The organism is Agreia sp. Leaf283 (assembly GCF_001422485.1).
In the GTDB taxonomy this organism is placed as follows: domain Bacteria; phylum Actinomycetota; class Actinomycetes; order Actinomycetales; family Microbacteriaceae; genus Agreia.
Map to the genome: position 1 here is coordinate 1,199,334 of NZ_LMNF01000001.1, position 24,305 is coordinate 1,223,638.

Genomic DNA, 24,305 nt, shown 5'->3' on the forward strand with positions numbered 1-24,305 from the left:
TCAGGCGACCGGCTCGCCCTGCCAGGATTCGACGTGCCAGCCGTCGTCGGGCGAGCCCGTGAGTACCACGATGCCCGTGTTGCCCAGTCCGTGCGTGACCGTGAACTCCGGACCAAGATTGTCGGCGCGGCCGGCCACCCACACGCGGATCGCGGCGTCGTGGTCGACGATCGCGACCGTGCCGCCATCCGGTCGCTCGGCCGACGAGGCCTGCTGTGCCCGCGAGATCTCGGCGATGCCGCGATCGAAGCGCTCGAAGAAGTGGTCGCCGCTGAATCCGCCGGGAACGGCGGCGGTGAAGTCGCCCTGCGCCCAGATGCTAAACGGCGAGGCGTAGGCCGACATGGCCTCGTGATCGCTGCGGTCCTCGAGTTCGCCCGCCTCGATCTCGTGGATGCCCTCGACCACGGTCACGGGCAGGCCCGTCGCGCGCGACAGGGGCTCGGCCGTGAGCTGGGTTCGGCGAAGAGTGGATGCGTAGAGGCCGTCGAGAGGCGCGTCGCCGAGGGTCTCGGCGAGGGCTTCGGCCTGCTCGCGTCCGCGTGGCGTGAGCTCGGGCCCCGGCTGCGTCGTCGACAGGATTCCCGCCTCGTTGGCAGTGGACTCGGCGTGCCGTATGAGAAGCATCCGAATGTGGGATTTCCCTGTTGGAATCCATGTGTGCGACATAGAGTCAGCCTAACGACGTCCCCGTCAGGGGACCGGTGATCAAGGGAGATCAACATGGCAGGAAACAGAGCAGTCGCATACAAAGGACCGGGCGAAGTCGAGGTCATCGACATCGACTACCCCGTCTTCGAGCTGAAAGACGGGCCAGGGGTCAATCCCGCGAACGTCGGACGCAAGGTGCCGCATGGGGCGATCATCAGAACGATCGCAACGAACATCTGCGGCTCGGATCAGCACATGGTGCGAGGTCGTACGACCGCCCCCGTGAACCTGGTCCTCGGCCACGAGATCACCGGTGAGGTCGTCGAGGTCGGCCCGGGCGTCGAGTTCATCAAGGTCGGCGACATCGTGAGCGTTCCCTTCAACATCGCGTGCGGTCGCTGCCGCAACTGCAAGGAGCGCAAGACGGGCATCTGCCTCAACGTGAACCCCGATCGTCCCGGCAGCGCCTACGGCTACGTCGACATGGGCGGATGGGTCGGTGGGCAGGCCGAGTTCGTTCTCGTTCCGTATGCCGACTGGAACCTGCTGAAGTTCCCCGACCGCGATCAGGCGCTCGAGAAGATCATGGATCTGACGATGCTGTCCGACATCTTCCCGACCGGATTCCACGGAGCGGTCACGGCCGGCGTCGGAGTCGGCTCGACCGTGTACGTCGCGGGTGCCGGCCCTGTCGGTCTCGCTGCGGCCACGAGTGCGCTGCTTCTCGGGGCGGCGGCGGTCATCGTCGGCGACTTCAATGACGACCGCCTGGCGCAGGCGCGCAGCTTCGGATGCGAGACCGTCAATCTGGGTGCGGGCGAGCTGGTCGACCAGATCGAGCAGATCCTCGGCGTTCCCGAGGTCGACTGCGGTGTGGATGCCGTGGGCTTCGAGGCCAGGGGTCACGGCGGCGGAGAGGCTCCGGCGACGGTGCTGAACTCGCTGATGGACGTGACCGCGGCCGGAGGCGCCCTCGGCATTCCGGGGCTGTACGTCACGGGCGACCCGGGCGGAGTCGACGAGGCGGCCCAGAAGGGTTCGCTGTCGCTCAGCCTCGGCACCGGATGGGCCAAGTCGCTGTCGTTCACCACGGGTCAATGCCCGGTGATGAAGTACAACTACGGCCTCATGCAGGCGATCCTGCACGACCGCGTGCACATCGCCAAGAACGTGAACGCGAAGGCGATCTCGCTCGACGATGCACCGCGTGGCTACGCGGAGTTCGACGCGGGAGCGGCCACGAAGTACGTGCTCAACCCGAACGGCTACCTCGACGCGGCATAGTCGGCACCTCCGTTCCCTGAGCTTGTCGAAGGGCCCCTTCGACAGGCTCAGGGAACGCGGGCTCAGGGAACGGGCGGGAATAGTTTCCCCGGGGCACGCGTTCTCACTCACATATATGCAAACGCATAGAAAAGTTTAGGAGTGAGTGAACATGCAGTTCGGAATCTTCAGCGTCGGCGATGTCACGACAGACCCGACCACGGGGTACACGCCCAGCGACACTGAGCGCACCAAGGCCATGATCGCGATCGCCGAGCACGCCGACCAGGCCGGGCTTGACGTCTTCGCCGCAGGCGAGCACCACAACCCGCCCTTCGTCACCTCGTCGCCCACGACGATGCTCGGCTACCTCGCCGGCACCACCAAGAACATCGTGCTCTCCACGGCCACCACGCTCATCACCACGAACGACCCGGTGAAGATCGCCGAGGACTACGCGATGCTCCAGGTCATCAGCGACGGCCGCATGGACCTCATGATGGGCCGCGGCAACACCGGCCCGGTCTACCCCTGGTTCGGCAAGGACATCCGCAAGGGCCTCGAGCTCGCGACAGAGAACTACGCGCTGCTTCGCCGCCTCTGGGAGGAGGAGGTCGTGGACTGGGCCGGAAACTTCCGCACCCCGCTGCAGGGCTTCACCGCGACCCCGCGGCCCCTCGACGGAGTCGCGCCGTTCGTCTGGCACGGATCGATCCGCAGCCCCCAGATCGCAGAGCAGGCCGCCTACTACGGTGACGGCTTCTTCCACAACAACATCTTCTGGCCGATCGAGCACACCGAGCAGATGGTGAAGCTCTACCGCAGCCGCTACGAGAGCTACGGCCACGGCCGCGCCGACCAGGCGATCGTCGGACTCGGCGGGCAGTTCTTCGCCCGCAAGAACTCGCGGGCCGCGAAGGACGAGTTCCGCCCGTACTTCGACAACGCCCCCGTCTACGGACACGGCCCGACGATGGAGGACTTCACCGCGCAGACCCCGCTCACCGTGGGATCTCCGCAGGAGGTCATCGATCGCTACGCCGCGATGCGCGACCACGTGGGCGACTACCAGCGCCAGCTGTTCCTCATCGACCACGCTGGACTGCCGCTGAAGACGGTGCTCGAGCAGATCGACATCCTGGCCGAGGAGATCGTTCCCGCGCTCCGCAAGGAGAACGAATCGAAGCGCCCCGAGGGCGTTCCGAGCAACCCGCCCAGCCACGCCGAGCGCGTCGCCGCGGCTCGCGCGAAGGGTGCCGTCGCATCCACTCACGTCGACGGCGAGGATCAGTGGACCGGCCTCACGGCCGAGGGCGGCACGAAACCGCTCGCCAAGGCGGGCGCGGCCTTCGGCCTGTAAGCAGTCGTTCGTTCCCTGAGCCTGTCGAAGGGCAACCCCCTTCGTTCGTTCCCTGAGCTTGTCGAAGGGCAACTCCCTTCGACAGGCTCAGGGAACGGGTCTTCCCTTCGACAGGCTCAGGGAACGGGTCTTCCCTTCGACAGGCTCAGGGAGCGGGTCTTCCCTTCGACAGGTTCAGGGAGCGGGTCTTCCCTTCGACAGGCTCAGGGAACGAGTGCCGCCGCCGGAACAAGGCGCACCACGACGGCCTTCGACACCGGGGTGTTGCTCTCGTCGGTCACCGAGTCGAGCGGCACGAGCACGTTCGCCTCGGGGTAGTACGCCGCGGCGCACCCCCGGGCGCTCGGGTACGACACCACCCGATACGAGCGCAGCACCCGCTCGATTCCGTCGTTCCACTCGCTGAACACGTCGACGAGCTGCCCGTCTTCGAGTCCGAGCTCGTCGAGGTCGAGCGGGTTGACGAACACCACGCTGCGGCCCTTCTTGATGCCGCGATACCGGTCGTTGAGGCTGTAGATCGTGGTGTTGTACTGGTCGTGGGCACGCAGGGTCTGCAGCAGCAGTGTTCCCTCGGGACGCACCACCGGCTCGAGGTGATTCACCGTGATCATCGCCCGGCCCGTGAGCGTGTTGAAGGTGCGGCTGTCGCGCGGACCGTTCGGCAGCACGAAGCCGTCGATGTTGCGGATGCGCTCGTTGAAGTTCTCGAAACCGGGAACGACGTGGGCGATGTGGTCGCGGATCAGATCGTAGTTCTGCTCGAACCCGGCCCAGTCGATGGGCGACTCCTCGCCGAGAACGGCGCGCGCGAGACGGCTGACGATGGCGATCTCGGACAAGACGTGGTTCGAGATCGGCTCGACCTTTCCGCTCGAGGCGTGCACCGCGCACACGGTGTCCTCGACCGAGACGAACTGAAACCCGGATGCCTGCCGGTCGAGCTCCGTGCGCCCCTTCGTGGGAAGGATGAGCGCCTCATCGCCGATGACCGCGTGCGAGCGGTTGAGCTTGGTCGACACCTGCACGGTGAGCCGGGTGCCGCGCATGGCGGCCTCGGCCACCTGGCTGTCCGAGATCGCGGCCACGAGGTTGCCACCCATCGAGAACCACACCTTGATGTCGCCGCGGGCCATCGCCTTCATGGCGTTCACCGAGTCGAGTCCGTGCTTGCGGGGCGGGTCGAAGCCGAACTCCTTCTGCAGTGCATCCATGAACGCATCCGGCATCTTCTCCCAGATGCCCATGGTGCGGTCGCCCTGCACGTTGCTGTGACCCCGGATGGGCGACGCCCCCGCACCCGGCTTGCCCATGTTGCCCCGAAGCAGCAGCAGGTTCACGATCTCCTTGATCGTGCCCACGGCCTTCTTCTGCTGGGTGATGCCCATGGCCCACGTGATGATCACCCGGTCGGCGGAGATGTAGCGCTCGGCCAGTTCGTCGATCTCGGCTGCCGTCAGTCCGGTGGCCTCCAGCACCGCGGCCTCGTCGAGGCCGTCGATGTGCGCCATGAACTCCTCGAGCCCCGAGCAGTGCTCGGCCAGGAATTCGTGGTCCAGCACTGTTCCCGGGGCCGTGCGTTCGGCATCCAGCACCCGCTTCGAGACGGCCTGCATCAGCGCCATGTCGCCACCGAGCCGGATGTGCACGAACTGGTCGGCGATCTTCGTGCCGTGGCCGACGATGCCGCGCGGGCGCTGCGGATTCTTGTAGCGCATGAGCCCGGCCTCGGGCAGCGGGTTGATGGCCACGATCTTCGCGCCCTTGCGCTTGGCGTCTTCGAGCGCGGTGAGCATGCGCGGGTGGTTGGTGCCCGGGTTCTGGCCCATCACGATGATGAGGTCGGTGTCTTCGAAATCGTCGTAGGCGATGGTGGACTTGCCCACGCCGAGGACCTCGCCCATGGCGGTTCCCGTGGACTCGTGGCACATGTTCGAGCAGTCGGGCAGGTTGTTGGTTCCGAAGGCGCGCACGAAGAGCTGGTAGGCGAAGGCCGTCTCGTTGGCGGTGCGTCCGCTCGTGTAGAACGCGGCCTCGTCGGGGGAGTCGAGCTCGTTCAGCCGCGAGGCGATGATCGCGAACGCCTTCTCCCAGCTCACGGGCTCGTAGTGGTTCTTTCCGGCCGGCTTGTAGACGGGCTCGACGAGCCGGCCCTGCATTCCGAGCCAGTGCTCGGAGCGGGTGAGCAGGTCGTCGATGGAGTGCTGCCCCCAGAAGCTGCGGGGCACCGCGATGGGAGTTGCCTCCCACGTGACCGCCTTGGCGCCGTTCTCGCAGAACTCGGCGGCCTTGCGCCTGTCGGGGTCTGGCCAGGCGCAGCTCGGGCAGTCGTACCCGTCTTTCTGGTTGAGGCCGAGCATCAGTTTGGCCGTGCGGGCAACACCCATGCCCTCGATCGCCGGAACCATCGAGTGCACGATGCCGGGAACGCCGACCGCCCACTTCTCTCGTTCGCCGACTTCGAGCTGGCTGTCGTCTTCTCGGGGCGGGATGGTGGTCATGCGGCACCGACGCTTTCGCTGGGGATGGTCTCGAGGGTGGGGAGTTCGGATTCGAGCGGAGCCGACTCGACGACGCGCTCGTCGCGGGAGTAGATGACCATGGAGTCGCCGCGCAGGAAGCCGACGAGGGTGATGCCCAGCTCGACGGCCAGCTCGACCGCCAGCGACGAGGGCGCCGACACGGCGGCGAGCATCGGGATGCCGGCCATCGAGGCCTTCTGCATGAGTTCGAAGCTGGCCCGGCCCGAGACCATGAGCACGATTCCGCGCAGTGGCAGCAGGTTCTCGCGGGTGGCCCAGCCGATCACCTTGTCGACGGCGTTGTGCCGGCCCACGTCTTCGCGCAGCACGAGCAGTTCGCCGGTGACGCCGTCGAAGAGGGCGGCCGCGTGCAGCCCGCCCGTCTTCTCGAACACGGCCTGCTGTTCACGAAGCCTATTGGGGAACGTCGTGAGCAGCGCGGCCTCGATGCGCAGGGCATCCGCTGAGGCCGTGTAGGCCGACGTCGTGCGCACCGCGTCGATCGACGCCTTGCCGCAGAGCCCGCACGAGCTCGTGGTGAAGAAGTTGCGCTGCAGACTCGGATCGGGAGCCGCGACACCTGGCGCAAGCGTCACGTCGAGCACGTTGTAGGTGTTCATGCCGTCATCGTCGGTGCCCGCGCAGTAGCGGGCCGCGGCGAACTGCTCGCCGTTCGAGATCACGCCCTCCGACACGAGGAAGCCCGCGGCGAGGTCGACGTCGTTGCCCGGCGTGCGCATCGTGATCGCGAGCGACTGGCCGCCCACCCGGATCTCGAGCGGCTCCTCGGCGGCGAGCACGTCTTCGCGCACGCTCTTGTGCCCTCCGACGCTCAGGCGGGTGACGCGACGACGAACCGTGATTCTGCCCATAAAGAAGGCTTATCACCGATTCGCGCATGCCGACAGGGCTGGCCGCAGCATCTCAGCGACTCGGCATCTCGTAGGCTGACTGAATGCTGCTCGACGCGATCGTGCTCGCGGGCGGAAGGTCCTCCCGTCTCTCGGGCGTGCCCAAGGCGCAGCTGCTCTGGCACGGTACAACGCTGCTGAAGAACACGGTCGATGCCGCCCTGCGGGGCGGCGCGAGGCGCGTGGTCGTCGTGGGTCCGGATGCGCAGGGAGCGCCGGGTGCGCACGTTTCGGATGCGCAGGGCCCGGATGCGCCGGGCCCGGATGCGCGCGTCCGGTTCACGCGCGAAGACCCGCCCTTCGGCGGCCCCGCGGCGGCGATCGGCGCGGGGGTTCGCGCCCTCGAAGGGCAGCAGGCGTCCTCAGCGGATGTCGCGGACATCGTGCTGGTGCTCGCCTGCGACATGCCCGAGATCGCTCGCGCCGTCTCCGCGCTCGTCGAGTCGCTGCCCTTGGCCGGCTCCGACGGGGCCCTTCTGGTCGATTCCTCCGGCATGCGGCAGCCCCTTGCGGCGGTCTACAGCCGCCGCGCGCTGTCCGATGCGGTGGAGGCGCTGCGCGCATCCGGAACCCTCGACGGAGCCTCGATGCGCTCGCTGATCGCGCCGCTCGATCTGCGCGAACTGTCAGACGCCGCGGGCTCCACGAGCGACGTCGATACCTGGCCCGACGCGGCCGCCTTCGGCATCGAGCCGCCCACCGATACGCCATCCATCGCCGCGCCGCCCATCGCCGCGCCATCCCCCGACGAGCACCCACACGAGCACCCTGACGAGCAGAGGAGTCGAGCATGAGCGACGACCAGCCGAACACCGACCAGCCGAACACCGAGAAGCCGGCGAAGCCCGCGCGGTCGCCCGAGGAGCAGGCGGAGATGACCGAGACGTTGGAGCGCTGGAGCGCCTCCCTCGCCCGGGAGCTGGACATCGCCGACCTCGAGGTCGACATCGATGCCGTGCTGGCGCTCGCGGGGGTCGCGGCGCACGCGGTGCTGCGTCCGGCGGCTCCGCTCACCACCTACCTGGTGGGCTACGCGGCGGGCCGCGCCGCAGCGCTCGGCGAGGCGAGCGGCGAACAGGCCACGGCTCGGGCTTCCGAGATCGCCGCAGCTCTCGCGCGCAGCCTCGAGAGGTGAGCGCGGCGCCGGGAGGGCAGCGCGCCTCGTGGGCCCAGGCTCGCGAGTTCGCGTTCGCCGCCGGGGCCGCGTTGCCGCCGGTCTCCCTCCCTCTTTCCGCGGCGGTCGCACGCGTGCTCGCCGATCCGGTGGTCGCCCTCTGCGACGTTCCGCACTACGCGTCGTCGGCGATGGATGGCTGGGCCGTTCGCGGGTCGGGTCCCTGGGTGCTGCGGCCGGCGTCTGAGACTCCCGCAGCGGCGCTCGGGGTGAACGACGCCCGCGCGATCGTGACAGGTGGACTCATTCCCGAGGGGGCCGACGCGGTGCTGCGCAGCGAGGCGGGCGAGGTCGTGGGCGGCGAACTGCAGGCGTCGGTGGAGCCGTCGCCCGGCCAGCACATCCGGCTGGCGGGCGAGGAGTTCCGACGAGGAGAGGTGGCGATCGAGGCGGGCGTGCGGGTGAATCCCCCGCACATCGCGGTCGCCGCCGCGTGCGGAGCCGACGAGCTCGTCGTGCGCGCGCGAGGCCGGGTGTCTCTCGTGCTGACGGGCGACGAGGTGGTGACCCGCGGCATCCCGGCGCCGGGCAGCGTGCGCGACAGTTTCGGCCCGCAGCTGCCGGCGTTCGTCGGCCTGCTGGGCGGCGAGGTCGTTCGCGAGGCCCGCGTGGGCGACGACCTCGAGGCGCTCGCGGCCGCGTTGTCTGCGGAGCCGAGCGAGAGCGACGTGGTCATCACGACAGGGGGCACGGGCTCGTCGTCGGCAGACCACCTGCGCGCAGCGCTCTCGCGACTCGGCGCACGCATCCTGGTCGGCGGGGTCGAGATGCGGCCGGGCGGTCCGAGCCTGCTGGCGCGTCTCGACGACGGGCGACTGCTGATCGGGCTTCCGGGCAATCCGCTCGCGGCGATGATGGGGCTGCTGACCCTGGCCGGGCCGGTGCTGGCCGCGCTTTCGGGCGGGGGAATGCCGGGGCTGTCGCGCATCCGGTCGGCTCAGGCCGTGCCCCCGGGGCGTGGCGCGACGCGGCTCATCCCGTTCCGCGTCGTCGACGGGCTCGCCCTGCCGAGTGCGTTCACCGGGTCGGCGATGCTCCGAGGCCTGGCCGATGCATTCGGGGTGCTGGTCTGCTCGAGCGCGGGCGCCGAGGCCGGAGTAGAGCTGGAGTATGTGACCCTTCCCTGGTCGTGACGGGCCGTCTGGTGGTCACGCGTCGCGCGGGCCGCCATCCGTGCCGCGCAGCCGGGCCACGGCGGTCATCGCGTGGTAGATCACGATGGCGGCGACCGTTCCGAGCGCGATGCCGTTGAAGGTGACCGAGCCGGCGTTCAGGGTGAAGTCGGCGATGCCGATGATCAGCGCCGTGGCCGCCGTGAACTGGTTGACCGGCTTCGAGAAGTCCACCTTGTTGTCGAGCCAGATCTTCACGCCGATGATGCCGATCAGACCGTAGAGCGCGGTGGTCACGCCGCCGAGCACGCCTGCCGGGATCGTGTTGATGAGGGCGCCGACCTTGGGCGAGAGTCCGAGGAGGATGGCGACGGCGCCGGCGATCCAGTAGGCGGCAGTGGAGTAGATGCGGGTCGCGGCCATCACTCCGATGTTCTCGCCGTAGGTGGTGGTGCCCGATCCGCCGCCGAAGCCGGCGAGCACGGTTGCCAGGCCGTCGGCCAGGAGGGCGCGGCCGGTGAGCCTGTTCACCTCGGGCGACTCGGTCATCTGCGCGACGCCGCGGATGTGGCCCACGTTCTCGGCGACGAGCACGAGCACGACCGGAAGGAAGGCGGGGAGCACACCCCAGACCGCGGAGTCGGCGAACGGGTTGGCGGGAAGGGCGAACTGGGGGAGCCCCACCCAGGCTGCGTCGCCGACCGCCGAGAAGTCGACCTCGCCCGCGATGACGGCCGCGATGTAGCCCACGACGACGCCGATGAAGATCGACAGGCGGGCGAGCATGCCCTTGAACAGCACGGTCGAGAAGATGACCGCGGCGAGGGTGATGAGAACCGTCAGCGGGGCGAGCTGGAAGTTGTTCTTCGCCGCGGGGGCGAGGTTGAACCCGATCAGGGCCACGATGGCACCCGAGACGACGGGCGGCATCAGGGCGTTGATCCAGCCGATGCCGGTGATCAGCACGACCACGCCGACGAGGGCGAGGAGGGCGCCGACCGCGAGGATGCCGAGGAGCGCGCCGCCCATGCCCGTGGAGGCGACAGCGGCCGTGATCGGGGCGATGAACGCGAAGGAGGATCCGAGGTAGCTCGGGAGCCGGTTCTTCGTGATCAGCAGGAACAGCAGCGTGCCGATGCCGGAGAACAGCAGCGTCGTCGCGGGCGGGAACCCCGTGAGCACGGGAACCAGGAAGGTCGCTCCGAACATGGCGACCACGTGCTGGCCGCCCAGGCCGACCATGCGCGGCCAGGTGAGTCGCTCACCCGGCTTCACCACGGCATCCGCCTCGACGTTCTTGCCGTCGCCATGAAGTGTCCAGAGTTGTGCCATGTTCGATCGTTCCCCTTGCCCGGCTGCTCGCCGGTTGTTGCGTGCTCGTCGGTGAGCTCCCTCGAGACTAGTGGCCGAGCGTAATTCAGGAGGAGAGCGTGGCTGTGTGGATAGTGGCGGCGGCCGGGCTCTCCTCCTGAATTAGTGACGGGCGGCCTCTGTCCACAGAACCGCCGGATCGCGACTCGTGGGTCTGCCTGTCGGCGCACTCTCTCCGAATGCAGAACTACCCCGTCGCCCCCCGAAGCCACCTGACAGCCCGAGGGATGTCGATTCGTCAGATCTCCGATGCGGTCGACGATGCCCGCATGATCCGTGTGCGGCGCGGGTGGTACGCGTCGCCCGATGCTCCTCAGCCCGTGGTGCGGGCCGTTCGCGTCGGCGGTTCGCTGACGTCGTTCTCGGCCACCAGCCTGACCGACATCTGGACTCCGCCCGACACGCAGCTTCACGTCGCCGTGCCCCGAAATGCGTCGCGGCTCCGATCGCCGCACGACGGTTCTCGGCCGTTGGACCGAGATCGCGACCGGGTCTGCATCCACCCGCTCGCCACTGCGGGCGTCATTCGTGAACCCGTGCAGACCATTGCGCAGGCGTTGGCCCACGCAGCGGTGTGCCAGAGCGGGGAGATGGCCCTCACCGTGATCGACTCCGCCCTCAACCTCGGCTTTGTATCGGAGCCGGAGCTTCGAGCGCAGTTCGAGAATCTCCCGCGTCGGTGTCGACGCCTGCTCGAGAAGGCCGAGCGGCGGAGTCAGTCGGGGATCGAGACGCTCGTTCGGGTTCGCCTGCGCAAGCTCGGAATCCATCTCACCGTGCAGGCGAAGATCTCGGGGGTAGGACACGTCGATCTGCTGATCGGCGATCGCTTCGTGATCGAGTGCGACAGCCACAGCTTCCATTGGCTGGAGGACCAGTACCGCGAAGACCACCGCCGCGACGCCGTGCTGGTGAGCATGGACTACGTCGTGTTCAGAGCAACGTACGAAATGGTGATGTTCGACTGGCCGTGGGTCGAGTCCATCGTGAGGCACGTGGTGGGTGCTCGAAAGCACATGTGGCCCCGTCGCCGCTCGGATGCGGTGGGCGAGCTCCTCGGGTGACGCGATCAATTCAGGAGGAGAGCGCCGCCATGTGGATAGTGGCGGCGGCCGGGCTCTCCTCCTGAATAAGCGACGGGCACCGTGGCAGGATGGGCGCATGACCGAGGCACAGGGGGTACCGCGTGGCTAATCCGATCGCCGCAGCCGTCGGAACGCGGCTCGAACGCTACCGGGAGATCGCCAGTGTGCTGAGCAGGCACGGGCTCAGCTTCATCATCGGGGCCACCGGCCTCGAGCGCTTCGAGCCCGCCTCGCAAGAGCAGTCGCGGGCCAGCAACCCCGAGAATCTCCGGCGCGCCCTCGAAGAACTCGGCCCGACCTTCGTGAAGCTCGGCCAGCTGCTGTCGACGCGCTCCGACATCCTGCCGCCCGACTACCTGACCGAGCTGGCCAAGCTGCAGGACCGTGCACCCGCCGTGCCCGGCCCGGTGATCAAGCGCCTCATCGTCGAGGAGCTCGGCGACCTGCCCGACAAGGTCTTCGCGAGCTTCCAGCTCAAGCCGCTCGCCAGCGCCTCGATCGGGCAGGCCCACCTCGCCACGCTGCACGACGGAACAGAGGTCGTCGTCAAAGTGCAGCGGCCCGACATCGCGACGAACATCGCCATCGACCTCGAGATCCTGCACACGCTCGCCGTGCGCGCCTCTCGCCAGTGGAAGCTCGCCGCCGACTACAACATCACCGGCATCACCGACGAGTTCGCGCGCACACTGCGTGAGGAGCTCGACTACACGCACGAGGGCCGCAACGCCGAGATCTTCGCCGCCAACTTCGCGGGTGACGACACCATCCAGATCCCCCGCGTCTTCTGGGACACGAGCACCACGCGCGTGCTTACCCTCGAGCGCATCACGGGCCTCAAGGTCGATGACATCGCCGGCCTCGACGCCGCGGGAATCGACCGCCCCGGCATCGTCACCCACGCCGTCGATGCCATCGCCCAGATGGTCTTCGTCGACGGGGTCTTTCACGCCGACCCCCACCCGGGCAACCTCTTCGTCGAGCCGAACGGTCGCATCGGCCTGATCGACTTCGGCATGGTCGGGCAGATCGACGAGACCCTGCGTGGCCAGCTCGCCGACCTCTTCATGGCCCTGAGCAGGCACGACCCCGACCGTATGGCGTCGGCGCTCATCGCCCTGTCGAGTTCGAAGAAGTCGATCGATGCGGAGTCGCTGCGCGCCGATCTCGTGGGCTTCATCGACATCTACCGGGGCAAGGGCCTCGGCGAGGTCGACATGGGCGCGCTCATCAACAAGCTGCTCACCGTTCTGCGGCACAACCGACTGCAACTGCAGCCCTCCATCGTGATGCTGCTGCGCATGCTGCTGATGGTCGATGGCATGGGCGTGCTGCTCGATCCGACGTTCAGCCTGGGGGATGCCCTCAAGCCGTACGCGACGAAACTCGCGCTGTCGAAGTTCTCACCCGCGGCGATAGCCAAGCGGCTGGCCGCAGCCGGCCTCGAGGCGGCCGAGCTCGGAATCGAGCTGCCCGACAAGATCCGCAAGGTGTTCGACGTGATCGACCGCAACGGCATCGAGGTGCACTTGCGCGCCTCCGAACTCGACCCGCTGGTGGCGCGCGTCGAGAAGGTGGGCAACCGCGTGGTGGCCGGGGTGATCGTGGCCGCGTTCATCCGGGGCATCGGCGAGATCGCCGTGAGCGACCGCAAGCGTTTCGGCAGCTGGAGCGGCCCGCTCATGGGGATCGGGCTCGGAGCGAGCGGCGCGCTGAGCGCGTACATCGCGCTGACGTCGCGGCAGCGGCGCCGCCGCAGCTGACGGCGGACGCGTGCCGGCTCCCCGCGCTCAGGCCCCGGCGCGCTCCGCGACACCGCGCACGAACGACGCCTGACCCGCGTGCTGCAGGTCGTCGGAGATGACGCTCACGAGCCGCGCCGCGAGGGTCACGGGCGGAGTCCACGAGGTGTCGACGATGCGCCCGAAGTCGTCGTCGTCCAGCGTCGCGACGTAGTCGAGCGTGCGGGCGCAGACGGCGTCGTGGTAGCCGATCAGATCGTCGGGGGAGACGCCGCGCACCTGCGCGACCTCTGACGAGGACTGCCCGTAGCCCGTGGCCGCGGCGTCGAAGGGCAGGCCGAAGCGATCGTGCCAGCCGCCGTCGACCCAGAGCTCGTCGACGGCGGCGAGCTCGGAGACGTGCCCGTCTTGAACGCGGGTGAGGTGCCACACCAGCCAGGCCACGGTGTTCGCCTCGTCGTCGGCGCGGAACGTGAGCACCGCCTCCGAGGCGCCGTCGACGGTGCGGCGCACGATCTGCTGGACTCTCTGGAAGGCATCGGCGAGGGTGTCTGTGGTCGTCATCTCTCCAGTCTTCTCCGTCGGCCAGGTGAACACCAGCACCTGAGGATCGATTTCGATAACGTGTCGGTATAGTCAATTCGACGGCAAGCGCGGGGGACCCATGAGCACCTATCTGATCTGCAGTACTCCGGTGCATGGCCACGCGTCGCCGCTGGCGGTGATCGGGGCGTACCTCGTGTCGCATGGGCACCGGGTGATCATGCTCACGGGAACGAGGTTCGCCGAGAAGATCGAGCGCGCGGGCATGGAGTTCGTGGCGCTCGAAGGCCGCGCCGACTTCGACGACCGCGATGTCGAGAGCTACCTGCCCGATCGCGGCCGCTACAAGGGCCTCGCCCAGGCGCAGTACGACATCCAGAACATCTTCGTCAAGACGATTCCGGCTCAGCACCGCTCGGTGCGGGCCGTGCTCGAGCGCGAGCACATCGACGCCATCCTGGTCGACGGCGCGTTCGCGGGCGTCTCGCCGCTGCTGGCCGACACGGATGCCGACGGGCAGCGCCCGCCGATCCTCGCCGTGGGTGTGACGCCCCTCACCCAGCTCAGCCGCGACACGGCGCCGGCCGGTCTCGGCATGGCGCCGTCGGCGACGCCGCTGGGCCGCATCCGAAATCGCGCGCTGAACACGCTCGCACGCCGGGTGCTCTTCCGCGATACCCAGCGCGCGGCCCAGGCGGCGTTCGCCGAGATCGGGGCGCCGAAGCCGACACTCTTCGTGATGGACATCTCGGGAGCCTTCGACCGTTTCCTGCAGCTCGGCCCGGCGACTCTCGAGTACCCGCGTGGCGACCTCACGCCGAACGTGCGCTTCGTCGGGGCGCTGCCCACTGACGGCGGCGCCGCGCTGCCCGACTGGTGGGGCGACCTCGACGGATCGCGCCGCGTCGTGCACGTCACCCAGGGAACGATCGACAATCACGACCTCGACCGCCTCATCAGGCCCACCATCGCGGCCCTTGCCGACGACGACGTGCTGGTCGTGGTCTCGATGGGCGGTCGCCCCGCGCAGGGGCTCGGCGAGGTTCCGGCCAACGTTCGCGTCGCCGACTACCTTCCCTACGACAGACTGCTGCCGCTCACCGACGTCGTCGTGACCAACGGCGGCTTCGGCGGGGTGCAGGCCGCGCTCGCCGCGGGCGTTCCCCTGGTCGTCGCGGGCGACACCGAGGACAAGCCCGAGGTCGCGGCCCGCATCGGCTGGTCGGGGGCGGGCGTCAACCTGCGCACCGGCACGCCGGCCGCGGATGCCGTGGGCTCGGCCGTGCGCGCCGTGCTGGCCGATGCGGGCTACCGCGCCAGGGCACGACGCTTCGCCGAGGAGCTGGCCGGGCTCGACACGCTCGCGATCATCGACGAGGAGCTCGCGGCGGCGGTCGCCGGCTCGTCAGCGCGCTGAGCCCGCCGCATCCGGAGCCGCCGCAACCGTACCTGCCGTCGCCCCCGTACCTGCCGTCGCCCCCGTACCTGCCGTCGCCCCCGTACCTGCCGTCGCTCCTGTCGCGGCCGAACCCGTCGACTCCGGGCTGAACTCCACCCCGTTGTTCAGCACGAACACGAGCACGAGGCCTGCGGCGACGAGGCAGAGCAGCGCGGCGGTCGGCCGCCTGAACCGCAGGAACTCGTTGACGATGCGCACGGTGCCCTTGAACGGGTAGAACAGCGGCGCGAAGATGCCGGTTGCCGCGACGCCGATGAGCGTGTCGCTCACCATCTCGATGGGGTGGCTCCGCGTCGTGAAGGTGAAGGTGAGCGCGTAGACGAAGACCAGCACCGCGGTTCCCGCCGCCCAGGATCCGATTCCGAGGGAGCGCATCGAACTGACCGAGCCGTCGGCGTATGCAGTGACCCGCGTGGCGAAGAGGCGGGCGAGCAGCACGGTGCCCGCGGCGCCGACCACGAAGCCGATCCAGTAGAGCGAGGGTGGGGCGTCGAACCAGAACAGCAGGGTCGCCGCGTCGCCCGCGCCCGTGATGGGCGCCAGCAGCAGCGAACTGAACACGAGTTGAACGCTGATGAAGCCGAGCCAGGTCACGAAGAGGCGGGTGATCCCCGCTCCCCAGATGCGGGCGGCGAAGATGAGCGCGAGTCCGGTGACCAGGCTCGTGACCGCGGCGGCCGTCGACGTGAGGATGAGCGTCTGCGTCTGGGTGATGTCGAATTCGATGTAGCTCGGGTAGAGCGTCGCCCGCGACTGCAGTGCGATCGCCGTCAGGAACCGGGCGAGCTCGTGCAGGGTGATGGCGACGATGCCCGCGAGAACGAACGCGACCGCACCGTTGAACCAGAGCGTCGTGGAGGGCGCCTGAGCATCGTCGGCCGCCGCTCGCGGGGTGCTCACCGATCGCCCTCGAGGTCGTCTCCGGGGAACGTGTCCGTGCTGTTCGGACCGGGGCCGGCCGACCAGGCCGATGCGAACGACTCGGCCGCATCCGTCGCCCGTTCGAGAACGGTGGTGAGCAGTTCCTCCATCGAGATCGCGCCGAGGAACGCGAGCTGGTCGAGCTCGCCGACGGGCGCGATGCCCGCGAGCTGCCAGCAGGCCTCGAGCGGGTCGGCCGAGAGCTCGACGACGGATGCCCACCGCTGCTCGGTGAATTCGCTCGCCACCGCGAGGGCACGGCGTACGGCCTGTTCGGTGTCGTCGCGCAGCGCGCTCAGTGATTCATCCCACTCGAGCGGCTCGAGGAAGCGGATCTGCGCCTGTGGGTACGGGTCGTCGTCGAGCCAGCCGACCACCTCGAAGCGTGAGCCGCCCTCCGCGTTCACGGCCACGAAGCCCTCGCCGCCGGCCATCTCGGTGATGAGCGCGAGCGTTCCCAGCTGAAAGCGGTGCTCTCCGCCGCCCACCTCCTGCCCCCGCTCGATCAGCACGACACCGAACTGGGGCTGCTCGACCTCGAGCATCTTCGCGAGCATCACGAGGTAGCGCTCCTCGAAGAGACGCAGCGACACCGGCATGTAGGGAAAGAGAACGGTGCCGAGGGGGAACATGGGAATCTCGGGCATGGCTCAAGACAAGCACGGCGCGCCTGGGTTGCCAATGGGGGTGCGCCGGTTCGACGGCGACCGGTTCAGCCTCGGCGCGATGCGGTGGTTCGTGCTCCGGAGGAATATGGCGCGAGCACCTCGTCGAGCGACCGCTCGACCGTGTCGTCGGGAATGAGCGCCCGGCCCTCGACCGATTGGATGTGACGGTCGACGATGCCCTCGGCCCGCGCGGCGTCGCCCGCCGCCATCGCCTCGAGCAGCTCCTCGTGCTCGCGCAGGCTGTCGGCCTGGGGATGCGCGGCCCCGTACACGGCGAGGATGAGGGTGCTGCGGCCCACGATCTCGTTGATGTGGCGCAGCAGCAGCCGGTTTCCTGTGAGCTCGGCGAGCAGGATGTGGAACTCGGCGCCCAGCCTGACCGACAGCTTGTGGTCGGCGTCGGCGGATGCGCGGGCCTCGGCCTCGATGTGGGCCCGGATGGGCTCGGCGTACGACGGCGACCAGCCGTCGGCCAGTAGCGCGACGGTCGCCCGTTCGAGGGCGCGGCGCACGGTGAACACCTCGCGGGCCTCGTCTCGGCCGGGATGCGCCACGCGCGCCGACTTGGTCTTGCCCACCTCGACGAGCCCCTCGGCCGCGAGCCGCGCGAGGGCTGCTCGCACGATGGTTCTACTCGCGCCGAAGCTCTTGCCGAGGGCGTCTTCGGGCAGCTTCGTCTCGGGCGCGAGTGCGCTCTCCATGATCGCTTCGCGGAGGGCGAGGTAGATGCCGTCGCCGCGGGAGACCGGTGCGGCGGGGGAGTCGCTCATGGGTCCATCGTAGCCGCCTGATCGGAGTTTACGTACTCGTAACATCATTGTTCGGTATACCGAAACATAGCGATGTGCATACTTAACCATTCGAACCGCCCGAGCAGGAGACGACATGACCACCACGACGACCGCGACCGCGATGCGTCTCACCCGCCAGCAGCGAGAGCTCATCGCCCGGTCGGTCGCCGACGGGGAGGCGGCCGACCCGTCGGCTCTCCTGCGACGTGCCGTGCTCGAGACGGCGACGGGCTCGATCACCCGCCTGCCGATGCCGGCCACCAGCCGTCGGGAGAGCTCATGGCGTGAGGCGCTGCTCGACGGGCCGCCGGCCGCCCCGGGTGCCGAGCGCGTTCTGCTCGAGGAGTTCGTGCTCGAGCCCGGCACCGGAAAGGCGATCGAGCTGCGCGCCGGCGAGATCCTGCGCCTCGAGCAGATCGCGGGATCGCAGTGCCTCGACTTCAATGCCTTCAGCCTCGACGACTACCGCGAGGCCTTCCACTGCGGACGAACGAGAACGCTTCACGGGATCAACCCCACCACCGGCGACTTCCTCTGGTCGGCGCCGCCGCGCGAGCGAGCGATGCTCTTCATCCTGAGCGACAGCGTGCACTGCAACGACGTGCTCTTCCCCCGGTGCAGCGCGAACATGTACGAGTCGGTGCACGGCTTCCGTGAGCACACCAACTGCGCAGACATCCAGGCGGAGGCGCAGCGCGAGTACGGGCTCACTCCCGACGACGTGCACGACTCGTTCAACATCTTCATGGCGACCGAGGTGGTCGACGGGCAGCAGCGCATCCGCAGGCAGGACACCGCCCCCGGCGACCATATCGAGCTGCTCGCGGTCATGGATGTGCTGGCCGTGCCGAACATCTGCGGCTCCGACGTGCAGCCCACCAGCAACTTCTCGCTGAAACCGGTGCGAGTGCAGAGGTTCCGCGCGTCGATCGCCGACCTCGACGCCGTGCCGACCATCTACGAATACGACTCGCAGCGCACACCGGCACAGTTCGCGCAGCCCGCCATCCGAACCGAGCGGCGCCTGACCCGCGACCCTCAGTACCGGCCCGCCTTCGCGGGGCTGCCGATCGGCGTCGAGGCGGTGCAGATCGAGCTCGACGACGAGACGGCCGCGGCCTTCGACGAGCTGTGGCGAGGCGGGCTCACGACCCGCTACGCAGAGCGGGGCGACGGCCTGCGCGACGTGCTGTTCTCGTGGTGGATGGCCTCCCATGAGCGCTGATCTGACGAACAGCGCCGATCTGGAGAATGCCGTGGCCGGCAGCGCGCAGGACATCGACTTCGAGACGCTCGGCGAATACGAGCGCTACAAGCTGATGGCGAGCCTGATCGTGCCCCGGCCGATCGCGCTCGTGACCACGCTCGACGAGGGCGGGGTCGTGAACGCCGCGCCCTTCAGCATGTTCTGCATGCTCGGCGAGGAGCCCCCGCTGCTGCTCGTCAGCCTCAACAGGCTCGCCGGGGGAGCGCAGAAGGACACCGCCCGCAACATCGATCGCACGGGCGAGTTCGTGGTGCACATGGTCGACGAGCCGCTCGCCGAGGCCGCCGATCGTTGTGGCGAGCGCCTGCCCGCCGGCGTCAGCGAGCTCGACGCCGTCGGCCTGGCCGGCATGCCGTCGCGCCTCGTCGGCCCGCCCACCATCGCCGCGGCGCCCGTCGCCTTCGAATGCGTGCTGCACGAGAAGCTCGACACCGCGAGCCGCGAGATCTTCATCGGCCGCATCGTGTCACTGCACACCCGCGATCAGCTGATCGACACGGATTCCTGGCGGGTGCACCTGCACGATTACGCGCCGGTCGCCCGATTCGGCGCCAGTTTCTACACCACCACCCGTGACCGTTTCGCGATCGGAGCCAGCGAGACCGCGATCGACACCCTCGCCTGACTGTTCCACCCGACCACAGCACCCCACACCATCCACCCAGAGGAGAACCATGTCCAGCACGCTCCGCTCCACCCGCTCCCGGCGGCTCGGCCGCACGGTCGCCACGTCGGCCTCGGCGCTCGCGCTCGTCGCCACCCTGGCCGCCTGCTCGACCGGCGCATCCGCCGATTCCGAGCCCACGGCATCCGCCGACCTGCCCATCGGCGCCGTCGACCTGGCCGCGGCCGGCTGCCCGGCGAACGTCGTGATCCAAACCGACTGGAACCCTGAGGCCGAGCAGGGCAACCTGTATCAGCTGATCGGGCCGGATGCCACGATCGACGCCGCGAAGAAGGCGGTCTCCGGGCCCCTGTTCGCGAGCGGCGAGTACACCGGAGTGAACGTCGAGGTGCGCTCGGGCGGGCCTGCGATCGGTTTCCAGACGGTGACCAGCCAGCAGTACACCGACACGGACATCACGCTCGGCTACGCCAATACCGACGAGGCCGTGCAGCTGAGCGACGAGATGCCCACCACCGCCGTGTTCGCCCCGTTCGAGGTGGGGCCGCAGATCATCATGTGGGACCCCGCGACCTACCCCGATGTGAAGACGATCGAAGACCTCGGCAAGACCGACGCGTTCGTGCGCTACTTCGGCGGTGCCGCTTACATGGAGTACCTGATGGGCAGCGGAATCCTGCCCGCCTCGCACGTCGACGGCGGCTACGACGGCACGCCCGCGAGCTTCATCGCGGCCGGCGGAAAAGATGCCCAGCAGGGCTTCGCGACCGTCGAGCCCTACGTCTACGAGAACGAGATCGCCGACTGGGGCAAGCCGGTCGCGTTCCAGCTCATCCACGACGCGGGCTACCCGATCTACGCCTCGGCGCTGTCGGTGCGCACCGGTGACCTCGAGGAGCTCTCGCCCTGCCTCACCGCGCTGGTGCCCGTGATCCAGCAGGCCACGGTCGACTACTACGCCGACCCGTCCGCCACCAACGAGCTCATCCTGAACGCCGTCGACGAGTTCGACAACGGCTGGGTCTACACGCCCGGTGTCGCCGACTACTCGGTGAAGGCGCAGGTCGAGTTGGGACTCGTGGGCAACGGATCCGACGACGCCGTGGGCAACTTCGACGTCGATCGCGTGCAGAAGATCATCGACATCACGACGCCGCTGTTCGAGAAGCTCGGAACGCCTCCGGCCGACGGACTCACGCCCGACCAGATCGTGACGAACGAGTTCATCGATCCCTCGATCGGCTTCTGAGCCCGGTCGTGCTGTAACCAATTCAGGAGGAGCGCGCGGCCGCCGCCACTATCCACACGGTGGAGCGCTCCTCCTGAATAGGTCGCGCGGTCCGCTGCGTCAGCGCCCCGGGCGCAGGTCGATGCGGCGCAGCAGCTGCGCGTTCAGCGCCACCACGATGGTCGAGAGCGACATCAGCAGGGCGCCGATCTCCATGGGCAGAACGAAGCCGATCGGCGCGAGCACCCCGGCCGCGAGCGGCACCGACAGCAGGTTGTAGCCCGCCGCCCACCACAGGTTCTGCGTCATCTTGCGGTAGCTGGCCTTCGACAGGTCGATCACCGAGACGACCGAACGCGGGTCGTCTCCGGCCAGGATGACGCCGGCCGCGGCGATGGCCACGTCGGTTCCGGCGCCGATCGCGATTCCCACATCGGCCTGGGCCAGGGCAGGGGCGTCGTTCACGCCGTCTCCGACCATGGCGACCTTGCGGCCCTCCTGCTGCAGCTCGCGGACCGTCGACGACTTGTCTTCGGGGCGCACTCCGGCGTAGACCCGCTCGATGCCCAGCTCTGCCGCCACCGAGTGCGCCACCGCCTCCGCATCTCCCGTGATCATGACGACCTGAACCCCTCGGGCCGCGAGGTCGGCGACGGCCTGCTTCGACTCGGGGCGCACGGCGTCGGCGAGTCCGATGGCTCCGATCGGCACGCCGTCTGCGAGCACGTGCAGCACGATCGCGCCGTTCGCGGACCAGCCGCGCGTTGCATCCAGTGCCTCGGCATTCGACTGCTCGAGCAGGCGCGGCCCGCCCACGGCGATGACGCGGCCGTCGACCGTGGCCTCGACGCCCACCGCGGTGGAGGCGCGGAAGTCCGTGGCCTGCGGCACCGTCAGGCCGCGTTCGGCGGCGGCCGCCACGATCGCGCGGGCTACCGGATGCTCGGAGTCGGCCTCCGCAGACGCGGCGAGTGCCAGCAGCTCGTCGTCGCCCGGCCGGTCGCCGCCGGCCGAGCCGCTGGTCGCGAGCACGTGGGTGACGGTCGGCGATCCCGTCGTGAGCGTTCCGGTCTTGTCGAACAGCACGGTGTCGACGGTACGCATGCTCTCGAGCGCCAGGCGGTCCTTCACGAGCACGCCGGCCTTCGCCGCGCGCTCGGTCGCGATCGAGACGACCAGCGGGATCGCAAGGCCGAGCGCGTGCGGGCAGGCGATGACGAGCACGGTGATGGTGCGGATGATCGCGTCGTTCGGGCTGCCCACGAGCGACCACACGATCGAGGTGATCACGGCCGCGCCGAGGGCGAACCAGAACAGCCAGGCCGCGGCACGGTCGGCGATGCGCTGGGCGCGACTCGACGAGTTCTGCGCGTCGGTCACCAGCTTTCGGATTCCGGCCAGCGCGGTGTCGTCGCCGGTCGCGGTGACCCGGATGCGCAGGGCCGAGTCGGTCGCGACCGTTCCGGCGACGACGGCGTCGCCCCTGCTGCGGGAGACGGGAACGGACTCGCCGGTGATCATGGATTCGTCGACGTCGGCCGTGCCGTCGATCACCTCGCCGTCGGCGGGCAGGCGTCCGCCGGGGCGCACGATCACCGTGTCGCCGAGGCGCAGCTCGGCCGGGGCCACGGTGACGACCGAGCCATCGGCATCCACCCGCTCTGCCTCGTCGGGCAGCAGGGCGGCGAGGCTGTCGAGGGCGCTCGACGCCTGGGCGAGGGAGCGCATCTCGATCCAGTGGCCGAGCAGCATGATCACGATCAGCAGGGCGAGCTCCCACCAGAAGTCGAGCTGGTGGTCGAGCAGGCCGAGGGTCGCGCCCCAGCTCGACACGAAGGCGACGCTGATGGCCAGGGCGATGAGGAGCATCATTCCCGGCTGGCGGGCCTTGATCTCGCCGAGCCCTCCGGTGAGGAAGGGGGCGCCCCCCCAGACGAACATCACCGTTCCGAGCACGGGGGAGATGGCGCTGACGACGAGGTTGTCGGGCAGCTCGTAGCCGAGGAGCATCGCGAACATCGGCGAGAACCCGACGACGGGCACGGCGATCACGAGCATGATCCAGAACAGGCGGCGGAAGTGCGCGGCGTGGCCGCCGTGGCCGCCATGGCCCGAGTGGTCGTGGCCGGAGTGGCCCGAGTGGTCGTGAGCAGTGTGGTCGTGGGCCTCGTGGCCGCCGTGTTCGTGACCTGCGTGGTCGTGCTCGTGGCTCGTGTGGTCGTGCTCGTGATGCGCGTGCTCGAGGTGCTCATGCGTGTTGCTCATACGACGACCATATACCCCTAGGGGGTATACGACAACCGATCGAACGCGACAGAAAAGCGTCATATTCCCACAAAAGGGGCCGATTTTCATTCCCCTGCGACGAAAGTGCGCCGAGGGTCGATACTGAGGGAATGAGCCACAGTGATGACGACAACGCCGACGTCTGGACGGACTTCACCCACTCGGTGAACCTCACTCCGAAGGCGCTCGAGAAGTGGCTGACGACCGACGAGTCGCGCAGCGTGGGCCAGAGCGCGGGAGGAGAGGCGATCGGGCACCGCAGCGGTCGGCACATCCTCTCGATCCTCGAGAAGAAGAAATCCGAACTCACCGAGGCGGACTACGAGCACATGCGCACGGTGCTGGGCTACATCAAGCGGCACTCGGCGCAGCGACCTTCGGGCGAGGTCGCTGACACGCCGTGGCGCTACTCACTCATGAACTGGGGCCACGACCCCCTCAAGAAGTAAGGGGCGAGACATGACGTTCTCGAAGGGCGACAAAGTCAGCTGGAACACGCCGCAGGGCGAGACTCACGGAACGATCGTCGAGAAGAAGACGAAGGATTTCCAGTTCGACGGCCAGAAGTTCACTGCGTCGACCGACGATCCCGCCTACCTCGTCGAGAGCGACAAGTCGGGCAAGCAGGCGGCACACAAGGAGTCGGCGCTCACGAAGGCCTGACCGTTCGGCCGCGCTCCAGGCGCAGAATCGTGTCGGCCTCGTTCAGCACGCTCTCCTCGTGCGTGGCGTGCACGACGATCGCCCCGCGTCGCGCTTCCGCTCGCAGTACGGCGACGATGAGCTGCTGTGCGTCGGCGTCGACGCCTGCCGTCGGTTCGTCGAGCAGCAGAACGTCGGCCCGTCGGGCCAGCCCCTGGGCCACGAGGGCACGCTGGCGCTGGCCGCCTGACAGCGACCCGAGCGGGCGGTCCGCCAGATTCTGGATGCCGAGGGCCCGCATGCACGACCGCACCGTCTCGCGATCCCCGGCATCCAATCGCCGCCACATGCCCCGGTGTGCCCAGCGGCCCATGCTCACCACCTCGAGAACGCTGAGCGGCAGCGTGTCGCTCGCCGCGCTGCGCTGAACCACGAGGGCCGGCCGTCGCGTCGGGCCGCGCACGCGCCCTGACTGCGGCTCGATAGTGCCCGCCAGCACCCCGAGCAGCGTCGACTTTCCCGAGCCGTTGCCGCCGCAGAGTGCCGTCACGGTGCCCGCGACGAAGTCCGCCGACACGCCCGACAGCGCCGTCGTTCGGTCGAACCGCACGTGGATTTCGTGCGCTTCAAGGGAAGAGATGTCTCGAGGCGGCTGCATACGACGACCTTATCGTTAATGACAAT

General features: G+C 68.7%; 23 protein-coding genes. 13 read left to right on the plus strand and 10 right to left on the minus strand.

The features are described from left to right. Entirely contained in the window at positions 1-627 is a 627-nt protein-coding gene (locus tag ASF51_RS05410) for a histidine phosphatase family protein (RefSeq protein ID WP_200926092.1), read from the minus strand. Positions 628-723: 96 nt separating this feature from the next. Here ASF51_RS05410 and fdhA point away from each other — a divergent pair, with 96 nt between their 5' ends. Both fdhA and ASF51_RS05420 read left to right on the plus strand, forming a co-directional pair. After that, positions 724-1,935, plus strand: coding sequence for a formaldehyde dehydrogenase, glutathione-independent (gene fdhA, locus ASF51_RS05415; RefSeq protein ID WP_055926200.1), 1,212 nt, complete (start codon positions 724-726; stop codon positions 1,933-1,935). A gap of 151 nt (positions 1,936-2,086) precedes the next feature. Beyond that, positions 2,087-3,274 (plus strand): LLM class flavin-dependent oxidoreductase, encoded by a 1,188-nt coding sequence (locus ASF51_RS05420; RefSeq protein ID WP_055927953.1) that lies wholly within the window; start codon positions 2,087-2,089, stop codon positions 3,272-3,274. A gap of 203 nt (positions 3,275-3,477) precedes the next feature. On the opposite strand, the gene ASF51_RS05425 is transcribed toward ASF51_RS05420, so the two are convergent. Both ASF51_RS05425 and fdhD read right to left on the minus strand, forming a co-directional pair. Then, positions 3,478-5,775 carry an FdhF/YdeP family oxidoreductase gene (locus ASF51_RS05425; RefSeq protein ID WP_055926203.1) on the minus strand — a complete coding sequence of 766 codons (2,298 nt, stop codon included), beginning with the start codon at positions 5,773-5,775 and terminating at the stop codon, positions 3,478-3,480. Further along, positions 5,772-6,668 (minus strand): formate dehydrogenase accessory sulfurtransferase FdhD, encoded by an 897-nt coding sequence (gene fdhD, locus ASF51_RS05430; RefSeq protein WP_055926206.1) that lies wholly within the window; start codon positions 6,666-6,668, stop codon positions 5,772-5,774. Before fdhD ends, ASF51_RS05425 begins: the two co-directional genes overlap by 4 nt. 83 nt (positions 6,669-6,751) lie before the next feature. Here fdhD and ASF51_RS05435 point away from each other — a divergent pair, with 83 nt between their 5' ends. The 3 genes from ASF51_RS05435 to ASF51_RS05445 are packed head-to-tail and all read left to right on the plus strand — an operon-like array spanning position 6,752 to position 9,014. Further along, positions 6,752-7,501, plus strand: coding sequence for a molybdenum cofactor guanylyltransferase (locus ASF51_RS05435; protein WP_055926209.1), 750 nt, complete (start codon positions 6,752-6,754; stop codon positions 7,499-7,501). Continuing rightward, positions 7,498-7,842, plus strand: a complete 345-nt coding sequence (locus ASF51_RS05440) for a DUF6457 domain-containing protein (protein ID WP_235497145.1) — start codon at positions 7,498-7,500, stop codon at positions 7,840-7,842. Before ASF51_RS05435 ends, ASF51_RS05440 begins: the two co-directional genes overlap by 4 nt. Next, positions 7,839-9,014 (plus strand): molybdopterin molybdotransferase MoeA, encoded by a 1,176-nt coding sequence (locus tag ASF51_RS05445; RefSeq protein ID WP_055926212.1) that lies wholly within the window; start codon positions 7,839-7,841, stop codon positions 9,012-9,014. The genes ASF51_RS05440 and ASF51_RS05445 overlap by 4 nt, the downstream gene beginning before the upstream one ends. Before the next feature lie 15 nt (positions 9,015-9,029). Here ASF51_RS05445 and ASF51_RS05450 read toward each other — a convergent pair whose 3' ends face one another. Continuing rightward, positions 9,030-10,325, minus strand: coding sequence for a uracil-xanthine permease family protein (locus ASF51_RS05450; RefSeq protein ID WP_055926215.1), 1,296 nt, complete (start codon positions 10,323-10,325; stop codon positions 9,030-9,032). 266 nt (positions 10,326-10,591) lie between these two features. Between ASF51_RS05450 and ASF51_RS05455 the strand changes: the two genes are divergently transcribed. Together ASF51_RS05455 and ASF51_RS05460 are read left to right on the plus strand one after the other, a co-directional pair. Further along, positions 10,592-11,428 (plus strand): endonuclease domain-containing protein, encoded by an 837-nt coding sequence (locus ASF51_RS05455; RefSeq protein WP_055926217.1) that lies wholly within the window; start codon positions 10,592-10,594, stop codon positions 11,426-11,428. A 122-nt stretch (positions 11,429-11,550) separates the two neighbouring features. Beyond that, the gene (locus ASF51_RS05460) at positions 11,551-13,212 is read left to right on the plus strand and encodes an AarF/ABC1/UbiB kinase family protein (protein ID WP_235497146.1); all 1,662 of its coding nucleotides are present in this window, start codon (positions 11,551-11,553) and stop codon (positions 13,210-13,212) included. A 27-nt stretch (positions 13,213-13,239) separates the two neighbouring features. Here the strand turns inward: ASF51_RS05460 and ASF51_RS05465 are convergent, their stop codons facing one another. Next, positions 13,240-13,755, minus strand: coding sequence for a DUF664 domain-containing protein (locus ASF51_RS05465; RefSeq protein WP_055927965.1), 516 nt, complete (start codon positions 13,753-13,755; stop codon positions 13,240-13,242). A 100-nt stretch (positions 13,756-13,855) separates the two neighbouring features. Between ASF51_RS05465 and ASF51_RS05470 the strand changes: the two genes are divergently transcribed. Beyond that, positions 13,856-15,151, plus strand: a complete 1,296-nt coding sequence (locus tag ASF51_RS05470) for a nucleotide disphospho-sugar-binding domain-containing protein (protein ID WP_055926218.1) — start codon at positions 13,856-13,858, stop codon at positions 15,149-15,151. Here the strand turns inward: ASF51_RS05470 and ASF51_RS05475 are convergent. The 3 genes from ASF51_RS05475 to ASF51_RS18980 all read right to left on the minus strand — a co-directional run bounded on the left by ASF51_RS05475 (position 15,140) and on the right by ASF51_RS18980 (position 17,552). Continuing rightward, positions 15,140-16,093, minus strand: coding sequence for a hypothetical protein (locus ASF51_RS05475; RefSeq protein ID WP_055926220.1), 954 nt, complete (start codon positions 16,091-16,093; stop codon positions 15,140-15,142). The genes ASF51_RS05470 and ASF51_RS05475 overlap by 12 nt on opposite strands. Next, a complete protein-coding gene (locus ASF51_RS05480) occupies positions 16,090-16,761 on the minus strand; it encodes an LON peptidase substrate-binding domain-containing protein (protein ID WP_055926223.1) in 672 nt (223 codons plus the stop codon). Before ASF51_RS05480 ends, ASF51_RS05475 begins: the two co-directional genes overlap by 4 nt. Positions 16,762-16,826: 65 nt before the next feature. Continuing rightward, positions 16,827-17,552, minus strand: a complete 726-nt coding sequence (locus ASF51_RS18980; RefSeq protein ID WP_055926226.1) for a GntR family transcriptional regulator — start codon at positions 17,550-17,552, stop codon at positions 16,827-16,829. A 115-nt stretch (positions 17,553-17,667) separates the two neighbouring features. Between ASF51_RS18980 and ASF51_RS05490 the strand changes: the two genes are divergently transcribed. The 3 genes from ASF51_RS05490 to ASF51_RS05500 are packed head-to-tail and all read left to right on the plus strand — an operon-like array spanning position 17,668 to position 20,714. Further along, positions 17,668-18,798: an urea carboxylase-associated family protein gene (locus ASF51_RS05490; RefSeq protein WP_055926229.1), complete on the plus strand. Its 1,131-nt coding sequence runs from the start codon at positions 17,668-17,670 to the stop codon at positions 18,796-18,798. Then, positions 18,788-19,465 carry a flavin reductase family protein gene (locus tag ASF51_RS05495; RefSeq protein ID WP_055926232.1) on the plus strand — a complete coding sequence of 226 codons (678 nt, stop codon included), beginning with the start codon at positions 18,788-18,790 and terminating at the stop codon, positions 19,463-19,465. Before ASF51_RS05490 ends, ASF51_RS05495 begins: the two co-directional genes overlap by 11 nt. Positions 19,466-19,514: 49 nt before the next feature. Beyond that, positions 19,515-20,714 carry a hypothetical protein gene (locus ASF51_RS05500; protein WP_055926252.1) on the plus strand — a complete coding sequence of 400 codons (1,200 nt, stop codon included), beginning with the start codon at positions 19,515-19,517 and terminating at the stop codon, positions 20,712-20,714. Positions 20,715-20,813: 99 nt separating this feature from the next. On the opposite strand, the gene ASF51_RS05505 is transcribed toward ASF51_RS05500, so the two are convergent. Continuing rightward, on the minus strand, positions 20,814-22,958 hold the full coding sequence (locus ASF51_RS05505; protein WP_082479569.1) for a heavy metal translocating P-type ATPase: 2,145 nt from the start codon (positions 22,956-22,958) through the stop codon (positions 20,814-20,816). Between the two features lie 131 nt (positions 22,959-23,089). Here ASF51_RS05505 and ASF51_RS05515 point away from each other — a divergent pair, with 131 nt between their 5' ends. Beyond that, positions 23,090-23,428, plus strand: a complete 339-nt coding sequence (locus ASF51_RS05515; protein ID WP_055926261.1) for a DUF3140 domain-containing protein — start codon at positions 23,090-23,092, stop codon at positions 23,426-23,428. Between the two features lie 10 nt (positions 23,429-23,438). Then, positions 23,439-23,642 carry a DUF2945 domain-containing protein gene (locus tag ASF51_RS05520; protein WP_055926264.1) on the plus strand — a complete coding sequence of 68 codons (204 nt, stop codon included), beginning with the start codon at positions 23,439-23,441 and terminating at the stop codon, positions 23,640-23,642. Here ASF51_RS05520 and aztA read toward each other — a convergent pair. Continuing rightward, positions 23,629-24,231, minus strand: a complete 603-nt coding sequence (aztA, locus tag ASF51_RS05525) for a zinc ABC transporter ATP-binding protein AztA (RefSeq protein ID WP_235497147.1) — start codon at positions 24,229-24,231, stop codon at positions 23,629-23,631. The two genes, ASF51_RS05520 and aztA, sit on opposite strands and share 14 nt — an antisense overlap. Positions 24,232-24,305 lie beyond the last annotated feature (74 nt).